Origin of the sequence: Planococcus beijingensis (genome assembly GCF_016820615.1) — a bacterium.
GTDB lineage: Bacteria > Bacillota > Bacilli > Bacillales_A > Planococcaceae > Planococcus > Planococcus notacanthi.
Genome location: NZ_JADHDZ010000002.1, coordinates 206,577 through 223,340, shown reverse-complemented (window position 1 = coordinate 223,340; position 16,764 = coordinate 206,577). Strand labels below are relative to the sequence as shown.

Genomic DNA, 16,764 nt, shown 5'->3' with positions numbered 1-16,764 from the left:
TAATTCAATTCCCATCATACTATATGTTGAAACTTCTTTTCAATAACAATTTTCTGATGGAAACTTTTGAGGCAATGAAAAGCTTTATTTACCAACGTTTCCAGCTTTAGAAATCTACAAAATGAGCCTAAAGACTCTCAAGCGCGGAAATTCCATTCAGAATTCCCGTATTTTATTTTTTCCAAAGCCTTGACATCCGCCAATTGTTGTTCGGTCAAATTGTAGGATTCCAGACTGATTGACAAGGCCTGTTCGAAACCGGCTTTAAACGCATGGATACACTCTTCCGGCGTCACGGGTTTTTCGCGGAGCGAATTGATCGATACTGCTTTTTCCGGAATTTTGCTGCGCATGCGCTCTTTGGCAGCTTCACTGGAAAACTTGAAAACCGACAATAGCTTCTCGGCATCCAGATCTATCAGTATAGCACCATGTTGCAGGATGACGCCTTTTTGGCGCGTTTGGGCACTGCCCGCTACTTTCTTTCCTTCTACGACCATTTCATACCAGCTCGGTGCATCGAAACAAACCGCTGATTTCGGTTTTTTCAAATCGGCCCGTTTTTCTTCTGTATCCGGCACCGAGAAATAGGCGTCCAACCCCAAATTTTTAAACCCTTCCAACAACCCTTCGCTCAATACGCGATAAGCTTCTGTTACGGTTTCGGGCATCTCCGGGTAATCTTCACTGACGATGATGCTATATGTAAGTTCATGCTCATGGAGAACACCTCTGCCTCCTGTAGGCCGACGGACAAATCCAAGGCCAAGCCGGTCGACGGCTTCCATATCAATTTCTTTTTCTACGTTCTGAAAATAACCGATCGATAAGGCAGCAGGCTGCCAGCTGTAAAAACGGATGACGGGCGGAATAAGCCCTTCACTATGCCATGCCAGCAAGGCTTCATCAAGCGCCATGTTGAACGCCGGACTGCCGGCACCGGAATTTATAAAAATCCATTTTGGATATTTCACAAGATCGCCTCCTATTTCCGATAATTAGTGTAACATTGGCATTGAATATCCGTCATCTCTTCTCTTATAATAAAGGAAGATGAGAAAGGGGCAAGAACATTGGAATTTCTGTACATCACGATCGCCATCGTATTGGCAATCATCATTTACGCGGTCATTTCTTATTTCCGCATCAAAAAAGCTGTCACTAACCTGACACAGGAGCAATTTATCGAAGGCTACCGCAGAGCACAATTGATTGATGTGCGCGAACCGAAAGATTTTGCAGCTGGCCATATTCTGGGAGCGCGCAATATTCCGCAGACGCAATTGCGCCAACGCTATAAGGAAATCCGTGCAGACAAGCCGGTTTACCTGTATGACCAAAACGGAGCACGCAGTGGACGGGTAGCTATTTTCCTTAAGAAAAAAGGCTACAATCAATTGTTCCAGCTTCAAGGCGGTTTCAAGCAATGGACCGGAAAAATCAAATCCAAATCCTAGGCTTCAAAAACCCTTTCTTAACCGGAAGGGTTTTCTCTATTTGCTAGGCTAATAAAAAAGTAGACAAGACGCTCTCCATCTTACCCCTCACTTAAATAATGCGGTTAGCGGTTTCTTGAAGCGCACACAAAGCGATTTACAGGCTTCCGGGTAGTATCTCGTCGACAAATATAACTTCCCCAATCAAGCGACGATGTTGAGACAGTTCCATTAGAAAAGCGTGGAAGCCAAGTGGCTTCCACGCTTTTAATTCATTTCCCTGCAGCAACCGAACGATACAGCTGCGAATTATTGTATTTTATTCAGCTTTATAATAACGGAGCACAGGCTGGCGCGCCGCTTTTGTTTCATCCAAACGGTTGATGACAGTGGTATGCGGTGCATTTTGGACGATTTCTGGATTTTCTTCTACTTCTTTCGCAATCTGGATCATCGCATCGACAAATGCATCCAAAGTTTCTTTGGATTCTGTTTCAGTAGGCTCGATCATCATGCCTTCTTCCACATTCAACGGGAAGTAGATTGTCGGTGGATGGTAGCCAAAATCAAGCAGGCGTTTCGCCATATCCAATGTACGGACACCCAGTTTCTTCTGGCGGCGGCCGCTTAAGACGAATTCATGCTTGCAGTGGCGGTCATACGGCAAATCGAAATGAGGCTGCAGCCTGCGCATCATGTAATTGGCATTTAGTACAGCATATTCGGTAACTGCCTTTAGGCCATCTGGTCCCATAGAGCGGATATACGTGTAGGCACGTACGTTGATGCCGAAGTTGCCATAGAACGGTTTGACACGGCCAATGGAATCCGGGCGGTCGTAATCGAACGTATAAGCATCATCTTTTTTCACCAGTACCGGTTTCGGCAAGTACGGCAACAGATCATTTTTAACGCCGACAGGGCCTGAACCAGGTCCACCACCGCCATGAGGTCCGGTGAAGGTCTTGTGCAAGTTCAGGTGAACCACATCAAAGCCCATATCTCCCGGGCGTGCTTTAGACATAACTGCGTTCAAGTTGGCGCCATCGTAATACAGCTTGCCGCCGACTTCATGAATGATCGCAGCCATTTCCAGAATCTGCTCTTCAAACAAGCCGAGCGTATTCGGGTTTGTCAGCATTAATGCTGCTGTGTCTTCTCCAACCACGCGTTTCAAATCTTCCAGGTCTACTAGTCCTTGGTCACTTGATTTGACGGTCACGGTCTCAAAACCGGCAACGGTTGCTGAAGCCGGGTTGGTGCCGTGCGCTGAATCGGGAACAATGACTTTCGTCCGTTTAAAGTCACCGCGCGCTTCGTGGTAGGCACGGATCATCATCAATCCGGTCCATTCACCATGTGCACCTGCAGCTGGCTGCAACGTCACTTCATCCATACCGGTAATTTCTTTCAAATGCTCCTGCAAGTCAAACATCAAAGCAAGAGCCCCTTGAACCGTTTTTTCATCCTGCAGCGGATGGATGTTCGCGAACCCTGGGAAACGTGCTACTGTTTCGTTGATTTTCGGATTGTATTTCATTGTGCACGATCCGAGCGGATAGAAGCCTGAATCCACACCGTGGTTCCGGTTGGACAACGCCGTGTAATGGCGCATGATATCCAATTCAGAAACTTCCGGCAGTTCTGCCGCTTCTGTACGGATCAAGTCAGCCGGCAATAGTTCGCTCAAGTCCACTTCTGGTACATCAAGTGTCGGAAGGCTATAGCCGACGCGGCCTTCTTTGGTCAATTCAAAAATTAGCGCTTGGTTGTCCTTATGCATGAGTAGCCCCCACTTCCTGCACTTTGGCAGCGATTTCCTGCACGAATGCATCGATTTCTTCCTTTGTCCGTTGTTCAGTAACAGCAACCAGCATATGGTCACTCAATTCGTCATAGCTCAATCCAAGGTCATAGCCGCCGATCATGCCGTTTTCAAACAGACGATCGTTCAACTGTTTAACGGATTCTTTCGTTTTCACAACGATTTCATTAAAATGAGCGCCTTCAAATGCAATTTCAAGGCCTGCTTTTTTCAATTGCTGTTTCATATAATGGGTCTTCACGATATTTTGCTTGGCAATTTCTTGTGTACCGACTTTGCCGAGTGCTGTCATCGCTACAGATGCAGCCAATGCGTTCAATGCTTGGTTGGAACAGATATTCGATGTCGCTTTGTCGCGGCGGATATGCTGTTCGCGTGCCTGCAACGTCAAAACGAATCCACGACGGCCTTCTTCATCCGTCGTTTCACCGACTAAACGGCCAGGTACTTTACGCATCAATTTCTTCGTCACAGCGAAATAACCGCAATGAGGTCCACCGAAAGCTTCCGGAATGCCGAAAGGCTGTGCATCGCCCACTGTAATATCAGCGCCAAGCTGTCCTGGAGAAGTCAAAGCACCGAGTGCCAATGGGTTGGAAGAAACCGATAGCAATGCACCGGCCCCGTGGACAATCGGTTCGATCGCTTTAAGGTTTTCAACTTGTCCAAAGAAGTTCGGGTACTGAATCATCACCGTTGCTACGTTTTCATCGATCATTTCCGTCAAAGCGTCCATATCCGTGTGTCCGTCTTTCAATGGAATTTCAACAACCTCGATCGACTGGCCAAGTGCGTAACTTCGGACAACAGCACGTGATTCCGGGTGGACCGCACGCGAAACCAGGATTTTTTTGCGTCTCGTGTGTCCAGCAGCAAGCATTCCAGCTTCAGCAAGCGCAGTTCCGCCGTCATACATGGATGAGTTGGCAATGTCCATACCTGTCAATTCACTGATCATGGTCTGGAATTCAAAAATCGCCTGCAATTCGCCTTGAGAAATTTCAGGCTGATAAGGAGTATAAGCCGTATAAAATTCAGAACGGGAAATTACATGATCCACAATAATCGGTTTGTAATGGTCGTATACGCCAGCTCCTAAGAACGATGCATAGCGGTTGGTGTCGGCATTTTGAGCAGCAAGTTGTGCCAATTCCTTTGTCAATGAAGACTCGGATTTAGCAGGCTTAATGTTGTATTCGCCTTTGAAACGAACTTTTTCCGGGATATCGGAAAACAATTCATCGATTGATCCGATGCCGATTGTTTCCAGCATTTCTTTTTCGTCTTGAGATGTCATTGGTAAATAACGATGTTTCATAAGGTGCTGTCCCCTTTTCAAGTTAGATTAGTTGGATCGTTTATAAAATGGCGTTTCTACTGTTTTCGCTTTTAACCGTTTGTTGCGAATTTCGACTTCCAATTCAATTCCGAGTTCAGCAAACTCACTTGAAACCAAGGCAAGGCCGATATTTTTTTTCAAAGTCGGCGATTGTGTGCCGGTCGTCACTTCTCCGATTTTACGGTCTTCTGCATATACCGCATAGCCATGACGCGGAATGCCTTTATCGATCATTTCAATGCCGACTGATTTGCGTGGAACACCCGCTTCTTTCTGTGCGGCTAATGCCTGTTTGCCGATAAAGTCCTGCTCTTTTTTCAATTTCACGACAAAATTGATGCCAGCTTCAAGTGGCGTTATGTCTTTCGACAATTCCTGGCCATATAAAGCAAGACCAGCCTCAAAGCGCAATGTATCACGCGCACCAAGACCTACTGGCACAACGCCATCCGATTTTCCTTCTGAAAGGATCTTGTCCCATAGAACAGTCAACGCTTCAGGAGCAGCATAAATCTCAAAACCATTTTCACCGGTATAACCAGTACGCGATAAAATCACCGTCTGACCAGCAACATCGACATCCTGTTTGAAACGGAAGGGCTTGATCGATGACAGGTCTTCATCTGTCAGCCGCTGAAGCACCACTTCTGCAAGAGGCCCCTGCAATGCCAAAAGACCGTACCGATCAGATGCGTTGTCTAATGTAACGTCGCCTTTTTTCGCCTGTTCCATCCATTCGAAATCTTTTTCGATATTAGATGCGTTGACGACCAAAAGATATTGTTGATCCGCCAATTTATAAACCAATAGATCGTCTACTGTACCGCCATCTTCATAGCACATCGCTGTATATTGTGCCTGGCCATCCTGGATTTTGGACACATCATTGGTAACCAGATGCTGGAGGTACGTTAAGCTATCAGGCCCGGTAACGAAGATTTCCCCCATATGGGATACATCAAAAAGTCCTGCTTTGGTTCTGACAGCTTCATGTTCTTCCTTGATGCTTGAAAATTGCACAGGCAGTTCCCAACCGCCAAAATCAATCGTTTTTCCACCATATTCCGAATACGTTTCAAATAAGGGTGTACGTTTTAACTGTGCCAATGATTTTCCTCCTCATTCTTCAACTTCCTTCGGCCGGCCAAACCTGACTGCAGACACGAAAAAAGGACAGAGATTTCCCTTTAAAGGGAAATCTCTGTCCTGGAACCTGAAAGTTTACCGTAATGGCTTTCCTCGTTGGTAGCTGACATGCAGCATTCTCCAGAGATGCGTCCTGTATGAGTCTTTTTGCCTGAGAGATTCATAACTTCTGTTATTTGCTCCTTCGGCGACGCCTTGGCGTTCTCTCCCCATACATTCATCCGCCCAAATCAATATTGATTGGTCCAATCCGTTATACAGAATAGTATAACTTTGAGTTAATCCTAACATTGATCCAAGGAAAGCGCAATCTTTTTTCCTTAAAAGGACTAAAGGCGAATGATTTGATTAATTAAAATCAAATCATTCGCCTTTTAGTCGATTTACTTGAAATGCAGCGTATTGTGTAATTTGCCGCAACGTCCGGAATTCGGTCCGGATAGTGATATGCGCAGTTTGTTTATACGCTTTGTAGCGAGATTTATGCAACGCTTCAATTTCCTCTCGCGTCGACTGGCGGACAATCGGCCTGTTTGGATCTCTGTGGATCCGCCGCCAGATTTCCCGGAACGGCGCATCCAAAAACAGCACGAGTCCGGTATTTCTCATGATTTTCTGGTTTTCTTTTCGCATGGTCACGCCGCCGCCGGTGGAGATGATGCAATGATCCTGTTTAAAATTTCGCAAAAACTGCGTTTCCAATTGCCGGAAATATTCTTCGCCATGCTGCTCGAAAATCTCCGGAATCGTTTTCCCTACCTGCCGGACAATCTCTTTGTCCATGTCGTAGAAGGGCAGTTTCAGCAAAAAGCTTAGCCTTCTGCCGACTGCGCTTTTCCCGCAGCCCATGAATCCAATCAAATAAATTCTGTTCATCCTACCCACCCGATACTTACCTCTACTCAGGTATTTTATTTTGCTCTATTTCTATTAGTAGTTGTATCGTAGCATGTCTATGCATATTTTCCAAACCATCGTATGTTTTATATTGGACGGAATAAAGGACGAGCGTGTGGGATAACAGAACCAGAGCGGACATGAAAAAGACGATGGCAATCGGATAGATAGCACCTTTTTCATTTTTAAGGACGCGTAAAAACATACTCTGCCTCTTCCAAGGTGCCGGTGGAAAACTCTGCTTTGATCTTCAACTTGTCGCCATTTAAAGAAAAGCTGCAATGGCGGATGCGCGTCAACATAACTTCATGGCCTTTCCTGTCTTTCTGTTTACGGATCATGTCCGTGTACATTTCAATATCATACTCCTCTCCCATCTGGATGATACGGACCCCGTTTCCTTCGTTGATGATTTCAAGCGAGTCGCTGCTGTTCAAATAACCCTGCAAATCGCTTGTGAACAATTGCCATTCGAGCCGGTGCGGATCCAAATCTCCTGTAAAACTGACAGCAAATCCATAAAACAGGACAATCAGCGGCAGCATCGTCATCAACACCAATAAGTCGAAAAGTGATGTCAGAAATGAAAACCCTCTTTCATCCAGCAGCTTTACTCGCTGCATAGCCGCTCCTGCTGACCTCTAAAATCCGCGTAATCGACACACAGGCTGTCCGCCATCTCCCAGCTGTAGACGATGCCGTTTACGCTGCGGCGGCCACGCAATGCCCCAGTCGAATGTATTTCCCTCGCTGCTTCATGGAGGGTTTCAAAAGCACTGACGCGTTCTTTTTTCACCTGCAGGCTTTGTTGGACACTGAGCATGGCCGGCAGCAGGCTGCCAAAAATGATAAACACCATGAACAGGCTTACCATGGTTTCAGCCCAGGACATTCCTCGTTCATTCAGAAAACACCACTCTCCCTCCTCCAAGATGGACAACCATTGTCTTTTCTCCGCTGCTTGTGCCAAAACGGAACGTTCCCGACTGGACCACTGACCCACTGGCATTGAATTTGATTTCCGTGAGATTGCTGGTCTTTTTCAAAGTGACGGAATCCGGAAGTTTCCTGGTCTGGCCCGGTATGTGGGTGTCCATATAGATGTCATAAGATCTTTTGGTTTCCCGGAACGCGATTTTCACCACCTGCTTCAAGTCCAAACTCTGGCTTTGCGCATAATATACATCCTGCTGCAAGATTTCAAAAAAACGCTGCTCTTCTTTCTTGACCGACATCGCCTGATAGCCAGGAATAGTTATGGCAATGATCGCCATCAACACCATCAAGACAAGCAACATTTCCAACAAGGTAAAGCCCTTCTCCTTTATGACGATTTAGTAGAGGTCACCACTCCGTCAACCGAAATATTCACGGCATCGCCATTCGGACACTCCGTCTCCCCAGTTTTCAAATAACCTTCCGTTACAAGATTCGCCAGTGTCGGAACCGCCTTCATGTCCATACGATAGGATTCCACTTGCCCTTGGACCATCTGGACATAAGCTTTACAGCCTTTTTCATCTACAGCAGAAGATTGTTTTGTGACATTTGGAATGGCTATAGCAATCAAGACTGTAATAATCAGCATAACAATCAGCATTTCAATTAACGTAAACCCTCTTTGATTTTTCAATAAGCGCATATTTTTCCTCCTTAAATGGTATGGACCAGGTTATACATCGGCATTAGGATGGCCAAGTAAGCACCCACAATGCAGATGGCGATCATGATAAAAAAACTCGGTTGGATAATGCGCAATATTCGCTGCGTCTGCTGTTCGATCTGTTCCATCAGCACTTCGCTATAGAGAAGCAATTCTTTCCCCAAATAGCCGGTCAATTCACCATGCTGCACAAATGCCGGCATGTCTTTGGAAACAAATGAAAAATGTTCCAGCGATGTTGAAAACGTCTGCCCCAGCATCAGCTCTTCATGGGACAGCCGTGTCATGAACTGGATGATTTTATGGTAATTCTGGCGTTGCAGAAGTTCGAGTGATTCCTGCATGGAGATTCCGCTATGCAACAATGTACCAAGTTCACGAGCCAAAAGATGCGACCAATACAGTTTCATGAAGCTGCCGATCACGGGCACCGCCAGCAACCATTCGATTTGCCGCTCAATGGGCTGTCTTTTCAGCAATTGCCTGAAAACATAAACCGACAGAGCCGCCAGCGCAAAGATGGCAATAAAAAAATCTGGGAGACTAAGCAAATAGGCCGGTACTCCGGATCCTTCTTCTCCTGATTGAAGCGAATCCATCATTTCTGTCAGATTCGGCACATAACTGGTGCGGAAAAACAAAAACAATACTGAAGTGAAAATCAACAGGGATACCGGGTAAATCAAAATATTCTTCAGCTTTTTCTGCACTTGTTCCGTCCTTGCAAAACTTTTGGCGATGCTGTCGATCGACTCAGCCAAGCGGCCGTGGTATTCCGCGATTTCAATCGGAAACAGCACATGGTCTTTAAAGCCTAGAAATTTTAGGATTTCAGCGGCATTTCCGCCTCCTTTTAAAATGCCGGTTATGCCTGCCAGTGTTTCCTCCAGCTTCGGCGTATGCATCGGCAGCAATAAGCTCAAAGCTGTCGGCAGCAGGTATCCTTCTTTCATGAGAACAGCCAGACGCGTCAAAAACTGTTCCCGATCACGTATGCGGATTTTATCTGAGCGCAAAGGAAGCTTGAATTGCACCGATTTTCACCCCTTCCCTGATCTGGCCGTCGAACGTCAAGGAGTTCGGCAACGTATAATGTTTTTTCTGGCCGGCTGATGCTAATGCCTCCTCCAGCCTGGCGCCTTCTAAAATCTCATAGAGAGCACGATGGCAAGATTCCGATTGGCCGGTATCCGAATACATAGGAATGATTTTTTGTGCCGAAACGGCGATCAGAGTTTGTGACATGTCTTCGAATGACACCCCTAAATCATGCAAACGGTGCAGGCAGCCGACCGAATGCCTGGCGTGAATGGTCGAAAAGACCAGATGGCCCGTCAAAGCCGCGCGCACGGCTATCTGCGCTGTCTCTGCATCACGTATCTCTCCGATCATAATGATGTCAGGATCGTGCCGCAAAATGGCCTTCAGCCCTGCAGCGTAGCTTAGGCCGGCTTTTTCATTGACTTGGATCTGCAGAATTGCCTGGTTTTTCCGTTCGACGGGATCTTCCAGCGTGATGATGTTTCGGTTCAATTTATCGGCGCAATGTTTCAGCAATGAATACAGCGTGGTCGATTTGCCGCAGCCCGTTGGCCCTGTCAGCAAAATCAGGCCTTGTGAAGCTTCAGAAAGTTTTTCAAGCAGACGTGCAGAGTCACGGAAAGCTGCCAGTTGATGGAGGGATTGAGCAGCATCGTCCGGCATGATCCGAATGACAATGCTCTCTTTCGTCAAAACGGAAGGCAAAGTTGAAATGCGAAAGTAATAGGAAAGTTCGTCGATGGGAAGCTGGAATGAACCGGTTTGGGGTTTTCTTCTTTCACTCATATCTAAAAGGGATAGGTATTTGAAATAAGCGATCATGCGATCACCCAGATCAAAGGGGAGTTGTGTCACTTGCCGCAGGCTTTGGAACGAACGGTAAGTGACGGAATAGCAGGTTGGTTCGGGTTTGATGTGGATGTCCGTGGTCTTGTTTTTTGCCGCATCGTGCAGAAGATCAACGCAGCGGCGTTCAATAATCGATTGCATATCCACCTCCTGTTTTCGGCTTGAACAAAGGCTGCCTCTCTGTTCCCACATAGTATAACCAGCTGGTTTTCAGAAAGGAATAGTTTTGGCCAAAATAAAATTTTGCTCCCCGGATTCACGCCAAATCCGAGATTTGAAGCAGTCAGCCACGGCTTCTGAAATCGGATCCACAAATTTTTGCGAGAATCCTGACAATGATGAAAACAGCCGTACACGTGTTTGTCACAAAGAAAGACCAACTCGCTGTTTACACATTCACTGCCTATCCTATATAATGAATGAGAGATTATTGTGTTGTGGCAAAGGAGGGATTACCCATGAATAATATGTTCAAGTTAATGGGATGGTGGACTGGTATATTTGCAGTTCTCTTTTATGTAGGCGATATGGTTGAAGTATCTTTATTAATGGTCGCTAACACCGGATTTTTTGTTCTTCTTGGATTCTTAAATATTTCTGAACGCATGTATTTGTATATTTTTGGCGCCTATTTGACAGTATTTTTCGTAGGCTTCACTTATTACTCTACGTTCATCCACGTTCCTGGTGCTGGGCACTAATCAATACGAATTCAATGATAAAAGGTGCATCGGAGAAATCCGATGCACCTTTTATTTTTTAGTTACATGCCTTACAATCCACGAAGAAACGGATTGCTCTTCATTTCCTGTTCGGGCGTCGTTTCCGGGCCGTGACCGGGATATAGAATCATATGCTCGGGAAGTGTCAGCAACGAGTCCTGGATGGACTGCAGCAGTTTTTTCTCAGAGCCGTCGATAAGGTCTGTCCGTCCGATGCTTCCGCGGAAAAGTGTATCTCCAACTATGGCAAAACCTTCTTTTCCAAAAGAGAAACTGACGCTTCCCGGGGAATGTCCGGGCGTATGGAAGATGTCCATCTGGAATGAGCCGATTTGCAGGTGTTTTTCATCAGCCAATAATACATCCGCGTCTTTGATACGGTAATCCGGCAACGCTCCGTATTTTCCAGATCCGTTCAAATTCGGCCGGCTTAGCCATTCCTTTTCCAGATGGTGGAGGTAGACCGGAATCGAATAATGTTCCCGTATATCATCCACTGCCCCGATATGGTCAAAATGGGCATGCGTAAGCAAAATGGCGATCGGTTTTAAGTTTTTCTTTTTAACCAGCGCCTGAATCTTTGCGCTTTCTTCTCCCGGATCGAAAATCAGGCATTCTTTCTGATCATCCGAGATGATGTAACAGTTGGTCTGGACAGGTCCCAGCTCCATTTGGTCGATTTTCAGCATTTTCTTTCACCTCTGCCCAATTATACCATGATGCACCGGAAGGACTGTCAACATACTGACACTTTTTGTCCTCGACAAAACAGCGGAATATCTTTACAATATAAAGAGAACAAAGCGGCACTGGCTGTTTAAGTTGAAGGGAGTGTCATCGATGAGTTGGATGTTACTAGTTATTTTTGGCCTTATTGCAATTCTTGCAGCTGTCGGCACATTACAAACGCTTAAAAACAAAGAAATCCTCGGTTTTCTTTTTAACTTTGGGACGTTAGTAATTTTTGGCGGCTTCACTATTGCAACACTTATCACGCAAGGTTATCCACCAGCACTTCATTAATCAAGAAAAAGCCGATGCCGTCAAACGCTCGGCTTTTTTCATTCAAAAAAAAAGAGGGCGCAAAGCGCTCTCTCTTTTTATTGTTCCAGTTCGACGTCTGGAATCGTGGTCAACTGCCCGTCTTCTTCATCGTAGAAACGCAGCAAGTCGCCATTGATGATCGACTCGGAATACTCGAGTTCGGTAAACGCCCGCTCAATATACGGTGCACACAGTTCCTGTTCAGCCGGTTCACCGGTTTCTTTGTCATAGCAGACATTTCCTGCGTAAACGACTTCATCTGTCACAAAGCGTCCATCGCGGAAGATGACAAATTCTTCATGCTCCTCAGAGAACAAGTCGCCGCCAAACTGAATATCTTTCGACGTGTCCATGCCCATCAAATTCATGATTGTCGGCCGCATGTCGATCTGGCCGCCGACTTCATCGTCAACATAGCCTTCCCCATATCCGGGAATGTGCACAAAGAAAGGTACTTTCTGCAATTCAGCAGATGTGAAATCCGTCACTTCTTCTCCCAGGTATTGGGTCATGGCTTCGTTATGGTTCTCGGAAATTCCGTAATGATCCCCATACATGACGATAATCGAATTTTCGTATAGGCCTTTTTCCTTCAACTCTTCAAACAGGACTTTGATTGACTCATCCAAATAACGCGATGTTTGGAAATAACGGTTCAAGGTTCCTGAATTGGAATCGTATTCATCGATCAATTTATCTTCTTCATCCAATGTAAACGGATGGTGGTTCGTCAATGTCAGCAAACGGCTGTAGAAAGGCTGTTGCATTTCAGTCATGTGTTCGACCGATTGTTCATGGAACGGAATATCTTTCATTCCCCAGTTGACCGCTTCACCTTCGCCAATTTCAAAGCTTTCGATATCATAAAATTTATCGATATTCATCGATTCGTACATAATATCACGATTCCAGAAGCTCTTCGTATTGGCATGCTGTACATTTGTTGAATAACCATTTTCACTGAGGCTTTCAGCCATGGAATTGAAGGTATTCCCGCTGTGCGTAAAGAAAACCGCACCGCCACTCAATGGATAAAGGGAGTTTTCAAGCAAGAACTCCGAATCCGAAGTTTTCCCCAATCCCGTCTGGTGGTAGAAATTCTCGAAATAAATCGTATCTTCATCTTCTGTCAGCGAATTCAAAAATGGCGTGATGGTCTGTCCATTCATTTCACTGTTGATGGTGAAGCTCTGCAGTGATTCCAATGTCACAACAATCAAGTTGCGCCCTTCGGCAATGCCTTTCATATCTTCTGAAGGATCGATTTGGTTGGCACGAACATAGTTATTGGCTTCCACCAATTCAGAGCCGTCCGCTAAAGCACGTTGGGCCTGAGATTTGGATTGGATGTAAATATCGTATAGATGATAATTGTACATCCCCAGGTTTTTCACCAGCATCTCCCGGTCGAAGCTGCGCGTCAGCAATTGAGGACGTTCAGCTTCAGCCAGCCCCAAGTTAAAGAACAGGACCGCTAGCGCCAAGACATAATAGGCTTTGCGCTGGACCGATGTAGAAGCAGCTATACCCGTTTTAGTTGAAATGAATTTGATCGCCAGCAAAATGATGGCCAAGTCTGCAAAATACAAGAGGTCCGTCCAAAAAATACTGGCAGCCGCACTTGATCCCAAATCGCCGAAGTTTTCAGTCTGAAACAATACCGGCAAGGTGATGAAATCATTGAAAAACCGGTAAAAGGCGACATTTCCATAAAGGACGATCGATGTAATAGCTGCTACAGCAATCAAATAACGATTTTTGGCTTTTTCACTTTTAAAGAACAGTGATATCCCATAGATAAACAACAGCATGCTCAAAGGATTGATAAATAAGATGAATTCCTGTAAAACATTGTCAATGGTGATCGAAAAACTGGTCTTATAAACAATATATGTTTTTAGCCATGTTGCGACAATGGCTATTGCCAGTATTGAATGCTTAGGCCATTCTTTTTTCAACATTCCCGCACAGCCTCCTTATTCGGTTGACTAAAAGTAGTTGAGATTACATCATAATAATACAGTATAAGAGATTTTTAATAGCATATGAAGTAATCACCCTTATTCTAGACGAATGAACTACGAATAAGTTTCGTTAATCGAACTTATTTCTTATCATATTCTGATCTCTTCTGGCGAAGAATAAGCATGGCCGATGCGAATTCTTTAGCCGAAATAAACTGCATGCGATACAGTTCCTTGACTTCATCTTCCATCAGTTCAAGATCCGCTTTATAGTCAGCTGTATAGATGATCGTGCCGTAGCGCTTCAGTAACTGCATAACATCATATAAGTTTTTCATTTGTCCACCGCCCCCGTATCAATCAAACCGCTTTCGGTGTATATTCCCTGTACAGGCATATCGTGAACTTCCACTGGTATCGCATCCGCTATCTGGCAGTCGAAGGCTAAAGAGCGAGTCTCCCCTTTGTAAAAGGCCAAAAAACGGTCATAATAGCCTCCCCCAAAGCCAATTCGATAACCTTCCTTCGAAAAGACGACACCCGGTACGATCAACAGATCAATTTCTTCCGGTTTTATGTATACAGTTGCTGAAACAATCGGCTCCTGCAGCTTCATGTAAACAACTTCGAGCTGATCTAAACTGTCGATGATCCGGAAATCCATCCCCCTCGTAGCCGGATGGCATTTCGGGGCCGCCACTTTTTTGCCTGCTGCCCAGCATTTTTCCATTAGATCGAGTGTGTCCACTTCTGGATATGCAGAAATGGTCATGCCGATGGTTTCCGCTGCTAAAAATGCAGGATCCTCCAATAACCGGCTGATTATCGCCTCAGACTTTCTTCTATATTCTTTTTCTGTCATTTGATTGAGCAAAGCGAGTACTTTTTTTCGCTGAGAAATTTTTTCCATATCAGCACCATCTCCTCTACAAAGAAAAAAGCCAAAACCTCTGCAGGTTTTGGCAATCAATGTTATTACTTTGTTTCACGGTGTACTGTCATTTTCTTTTCACGTGAGCAATATTTTTTCATTTCAAGACGCTCAGGGTTGTTGCGCTTATTTTTAACAGTGCTGTAGTTACGTTCGCTACATTCTGTACAAGCTAAAGTGATGTTAACACGCATCGGTATCCCTCCTAATTCTTTCAAAGATCATTTATAAATAAGCGTGATCTATACGACTTAATTATTATAGCATATTTCAAAGCAAAGTCTACTGTAAAATCCCACTAAATTGAAGCTTTTAAATAAAAAAAATGCCAGAAGCTTTTTACTCCCGGCAAATGTTCTTACTGCAGAGGCCATTTAAAAGAACGCTAAGCCTGCAAATAATGCTTTCTCTTATTTATTCAAATCGTAATGCTGTCCGCGGACCAGGTAAAACAGTTGTTCCGCAATATTGGTGGCATGGTCAGCCGACCGTTCCATATAGCGGCTGATAAACGCCAATTGGGTGATTTGGCTGAGCTTCTCGGGGTTTTCTCCGCCTTCACGCATCAGCCTGCGAATCACATCACCGTACAATTCATCTACTTGATCGTCGAGTTCGGCAATTTCTTTTGCTTTGACGATGTCTTCTTCGACAAATGCATCAATGACCTGGCGCAGCATGGCCACAGCCAACTTCTGCATCTGCTGAATATGCCCGATTTGCGGCAGCAACTCCTGCTTGCCGATGCGAATGGTCTCTTTCGCGATATTGACTGCATAATCCCCAACACGCTCCATATCCGAAGCCACTTTAATCGTCACAATCAAGCGCCTTAAATCGGTGGCAACTGGAGATTGCTTGGCAATCAATAAAATAACCCGGTCGTTGATGAACTCTTCCATCTGATTGATGTCTTTATCGTCTTCGATCACTTCAAGCGCTGCATCGACGTCTTGCGTTACCAATGCTTCCATGGATTTGCTCAAGGCATTGACCGCCATCGTACTCAAAACAATCAATTCTTCCTGCGCGGTCTTTAATTCAACATCGAATTTTTCACGTACCGACAAAATTTCCGCCTCCTGTCATTAACCGAATCTCCCTGAAATGTAATCTTCCGTCCGTTTGTCCGAAGGATTCGAAAAGATCGTATCTGTATGGTCATACTCGACCACTTCCCCATTGAGGAAAAATGCGGTTTTGTCTGAAATCCGCGCGGCCTGCTGCATATTATGCGTCACAATAATGATGCTATAGTCTTTTTTCAGCTCCTGGACCAATTCCTCCACTTTCAAGGTTGAAATTGGGTCGAGCGCAGAAGTTGGTTCGTCCATCAAGATTACGTCAGGTTCGATTGCCAAGGCGCGCGCGATGCAAATCCGCTGTTGCTGGCCGCCGGAGATGCTATAAGCATTTTCATTCAGACGATCTTTCACTTCGTCCCATATGGCAGCCCCGCGCAAGCTTTTCTCGACAATTTCATCAAGAATCTTCTTATTCTTGATGCCGTGAATGCGCGGCCCATAAGCAATATTGTCATAAATTGACTTCGGAAATGGGTTTGGTTTTTGGAAAACCATCCCCACCCGCGTGCGAAGTTCTTCCACTCCATAGTCGTGGTTGAAGATATTTCGTCCGCGGTAGAGAATTTCGCCGGATGTCTTCACTGAAGGCACCAACTCTACCATGCGGTTCAAGGTTTTGATATAAGTCGACTTGCCACAGCCCGAAGGCCCGATAATAGCAGTCACTTCATTTTCCATAATTTCCAAATCGATATTTTTAAGGGCATGGTTGCTGCCATACCAAAGATTGAGTTGCTTTGTTTCATAGACAGCCTTTTTTGCAGGCTCGGTCATTGTGTTCTCCATTGGTGGTTTCTTAGTAACGATGGTGGTCATTTGCAG

The 16,764-nt window shown here is 45.3% G+C and carries 21 protein-coding genes and 2 riboswitches; of the genes, 3 read left to right on the top strand and 18 right to left on the bottom strand.

Annotated elements, in window-relative coordinates; translation table 11 throughout:
• Window positions 1–137 precede the first annotated feature (137 nt).
• Complete coding sequence (locus tag IRE19_RS07310) at window positions 138–974, bottom strand: lipoate--protein ligase family protein (RefSeq protein WP_203339847.1); 837 nt, start codon at window positions 972–974, stop codon at window positions 138–140.
• A 99-nt stretch (window positions 975–1,073) separates the two neighbouring features.
• Here IRE19_RS07310 and IRE19_RS07305 point away from each other — a divergent pair, with 99 nt between their 5' ends.
• Window positions 1,074–1,457 carry a rhodanese-like domain-containing protein gene (locus tag IRE19_RS07305; protein WP_203339846.1) on the top strand — a complete coding sequence of 128 codons (384 nt, stop codon included), beginning with the start codon at window positions 1,074–1,076 and terminating at the stop codon, window positions 1,455–1,457.
• 298 nt (window positions 1,458–1,755) lie between these two features.
• Here IRE19_RS07305 and gcvPB read toward each other — a convergent pair whose 3' ends face one another.
• The 10 genes from gcvPB to comGA all read right to left on the bottom strand — a co-directional run bounded on the left by gcvPB (window position 1,756) and on the right by comGA (window position 10,337).
• A complete protein-coding gene (gene gcvPB / locus IRE19_RS07300; protein WP_191715852.1) occupies window positions 1,756–3,219 on the bottom strand; it encodes an aminomethyl-transferring glycine dehydrogenase subunit GcvPB in 1,464 nt (487 codons plus the stop codon).
• Entirely contained in the window at window positions 3,212–4,579 is a 1,368-nt protein-coding gene (gcvPA, locus tag IRE19_RS07295) for an aminomethyl-transferring glycine dehydrogenase subunit GcvPA (protein ID WP_203339845.1), read from the bottom strand. The genes gcvPB and gcvPA overlap by 8 nt, the downstream gene beginning before the upstream one ends.
• A 27-nt stretch (window positions 4,580–4,606) precedes the next feature.
• Complete coding sequence (gene gcvT, locus IRE19_RS07290) at window positions 4,607–5,707, bottom strand: glycine cleavage system aminomethyltransferase GcvT (RefSeq protein ID WP_203339844.1); 1,101 nt, start codon at window positions 5,705–5,707, stop codon at window positions 4,607–4,609.
• A 90-nt stretch (window positions 5,708–5,797) separates the two neighbouring features.
• Window positions 5,798–5,874, bottom strand: a riboswitch (glycine riboswitch).
• 1 nt (window position 5,875) lies between these two features.
• Window positions 5,876–5,967, bottom strand: a riboswitch (glycine riboswitch).
• A 142-nt stretch (window positions 5,968–6,109) separates the two neighbouring features.
• A complete protein-coding gene (locus IRE19_RS07285; RefSeq protein ID WP_191715855.1) occupies window positions 6,110–6,622 on the bottom strand; it encodes a shikimate kinase in 513 nt (170 codons plus the stop codon).
• A 206-nt stretch (window positions 6,623–6,828) separates the two neighbouring features.
• Window positions 6,829–7,266 carry a competence type IV pilus minor pilin ComGF gene (gene comGF, locus IRE19_RS07280; RefSeq protein WP_203339843.1) on the bottom strand — a complete coding sequence of 146 codons (438 nt, stop codon included), beginning with the start codon at window positions 7,264–7,266 and terminating at the stop codon, window positions 6,829–6,831.
• Window positions 7,254–7,535, bottom strand: coding sequence for a hypothetical protein (locus tag IRE19_RS07275; RefSeq protein WP_225218537.1), 282 nt, complete (start codon window positions 7,533–7,535; stop codon window positions 7,254–7,256). The genes comGF and IRE19_RS07275 overlap by 13 nt, the downstream gene beginning before the upstream one ends.
• 7 nt (window positions 7,536–7,542) lie before the next feature.
• Window positions 7,543–7,971: a competence type IV pilus minor pilin ComGD gene (gene comGD / locus IRE19_RS07270; protein WP_290185254.1), complete on the bottom strand. Its 429-nt coding sequence runs from the start codon at window positions 7,969–7,971 to the stop codon at window positions 7,543–7,545.
• Window positions 7,968–8,285, bottom strand: coding sequence for a competence type IV pilus major pilin ComGC (gene comGC, locus IRE19_RS07265; protein WP_191715857.1), 318 nt, complete (start codon window positions 8,283–8,285; stop codon window positions 7,968–7,970). Before comGC ends, comGD begins: the two co-directional genes overlap by 4 nt.
• An 11-nt stretch (window positions 8,286–8,296) precedes the next feature.
• Complete coding sequence (gene comGB, locus IRE19_RS07260) at window positions 8,297–9,340, bottom strand: competence type IV pilus assembly protein ComGB (protein ID WP_203339842.1); 1,044 nt, start codon at window positions 9,338–9,340, stop codon at window positions 8,297–8,299.
• The gene (comGA, locus tag IRE19_RS07255) at window positions 9,309–10,337 is read right to left on the bottom strand and encodes a competence type IV pilus ATPase ComGA (protein WP_203339841.1); all 1,029 of its coding nucleotides are present in this window, start codon (window positions 10,335–10,337) and stop codon (window positions 9,309–9,311) included. Before comGA ends, comGB begins: the two co-directional genes overlap by 32 nt.
• 317 nt (window positions 10,338–10,654) lie before the next feature.
• Here comGA and IRE19_RS07250 point away from each other — a divergent pair, with 317 nt between their 5' ends.
• A complete protein-coding gene (locus IRE19_RS07250) occupies window positions 10,655–10,897 on the top strand; it encodes a DUF2626 domain-containing protein (protein WP_006830462.1) in 243 nt (80 codons plus the stop codon).
• A 71-nt stretch (window positions 10,898–10,968) separates the two neighbouring features.
• On the opposite strand, the gene IRE19_RS07245 is transcribed toward IRE19_RS07250, so the two are convergent.
• A complete protein-coding gene (locus IRE19_RS07245) occupies window positions 10,969–11,607 on the bottom strand; it encodes an MBL fold metallo-hydrolase (protein ID WP_203339840.1) in 639 nt (212 codons plus the stop codon).
• Window positions 11,608–11,758: 151 nt separating this feature from the next.
• Here IRE19_RS07245 and IRE19_RS07240 point away from each other — a divergent pair, with 151 nt between their 5' ends.
• The gene (locus tag IRE19_RS07240; RefSeq protein WP_191715861.1) at window positions 11,759–11,941 is read left to right on the top strand and encodes a DUF2759 domain-containing protein; all 183 of its coding nucleotides are present in this window, start codon (window positions 11,759–11,761) and stop codon (window positions 11,939–11,941) included.
• A 77-nt stretch (window positions 11,942–12,018) separates the two neighbouring features.
• On the opposite strand, the gene IRE19_RS07235 is transcribed toward IRE19_RS07240, so the two are convergent.
• The 6 genes from IRE19_RS07235 to pstB form a co-directional block, all read right to left on the bottom strand.
• Window positions 12,019–13,923, bottom strand: coding sequence for an LTA synthase family protein (locus IRE19_RS07235; protein WP_203339839.1), 1,905 nt, complete (start codon window positions 13,921–13,923; stop codon window positions 12,019–12,021).
• Window positions 13,924–14,066: 143 nt separating this feature from the next.
• Window positions 14,067–14,264 carry a YqgQ family protein gene (locus tag IRE19_RS07230; RefSeq protein WP_191715863.1) on the bottom strand — a complete coding sequence of 66 codons (198 nt, stop codon included), beginning with the start codon at window positions 14,262–14,264 and terminating at the stop codon, window positions 14,067–14,069.
• Window positions 14,261–14,836: a 5-formyltetrahydrofolate cyclo-ligase gene (locus IRE19_RS07225; RefSeq protein ID WP_203339838.1), complete on the bottom strand. Its 576-nt coding sequence runs from the start codon at window positions 14,834–14,836 to the stop codon at window positions 14,261–14,263. Before IRE19_RS07225 ends, IRE19_RS07230 begins: the two co-directional genes overlap by 4 nt.
• Window positions 14,837–14,901: 65 nt before the next feature.
• Window positions 14,902–15,051, bottom strand: a complete 150-nt coding sequence (gene rpmG / locus IRE19_RS07220; RefSeq protein WP_006830468.1) for a 50S ribosomal protein L33 — start codon at window positions 15,049–15,051, stop codon at window positions 14,902–14,904.
• A 216-nt stretch (window positions 15,052–15,267) separates the two neighbouring features.
• Window positions 15,268–15,927, bottom strand: a complete 660-nt coding sequence (gene phoU / locus IRE19_RS07215; protein ID WP_191715865.1) for a phosphate signaling complex protein PhoU — start codon at window positions 15,925–15,927, stop codon at window positions 15,268–15,270.
• A gap of 18 nt (window positions 15,928–15,945) precedes the next feature.
• Window positions 15,946–16,758 (bottom strand): phosphate ABC transporter ATP-binding protein PstB, encoded by an 813-nt coding sequence (gene pstB / locus IRE19_RS07210; RefSeq protein ID WP_203339837.1) that lies wholly within the window; start codon window positions 16,756–16,758, stop codon window positions 15,946–15,948.
• Window positions 16,759–16,764 lie beyond the last annotated feature (6 nt).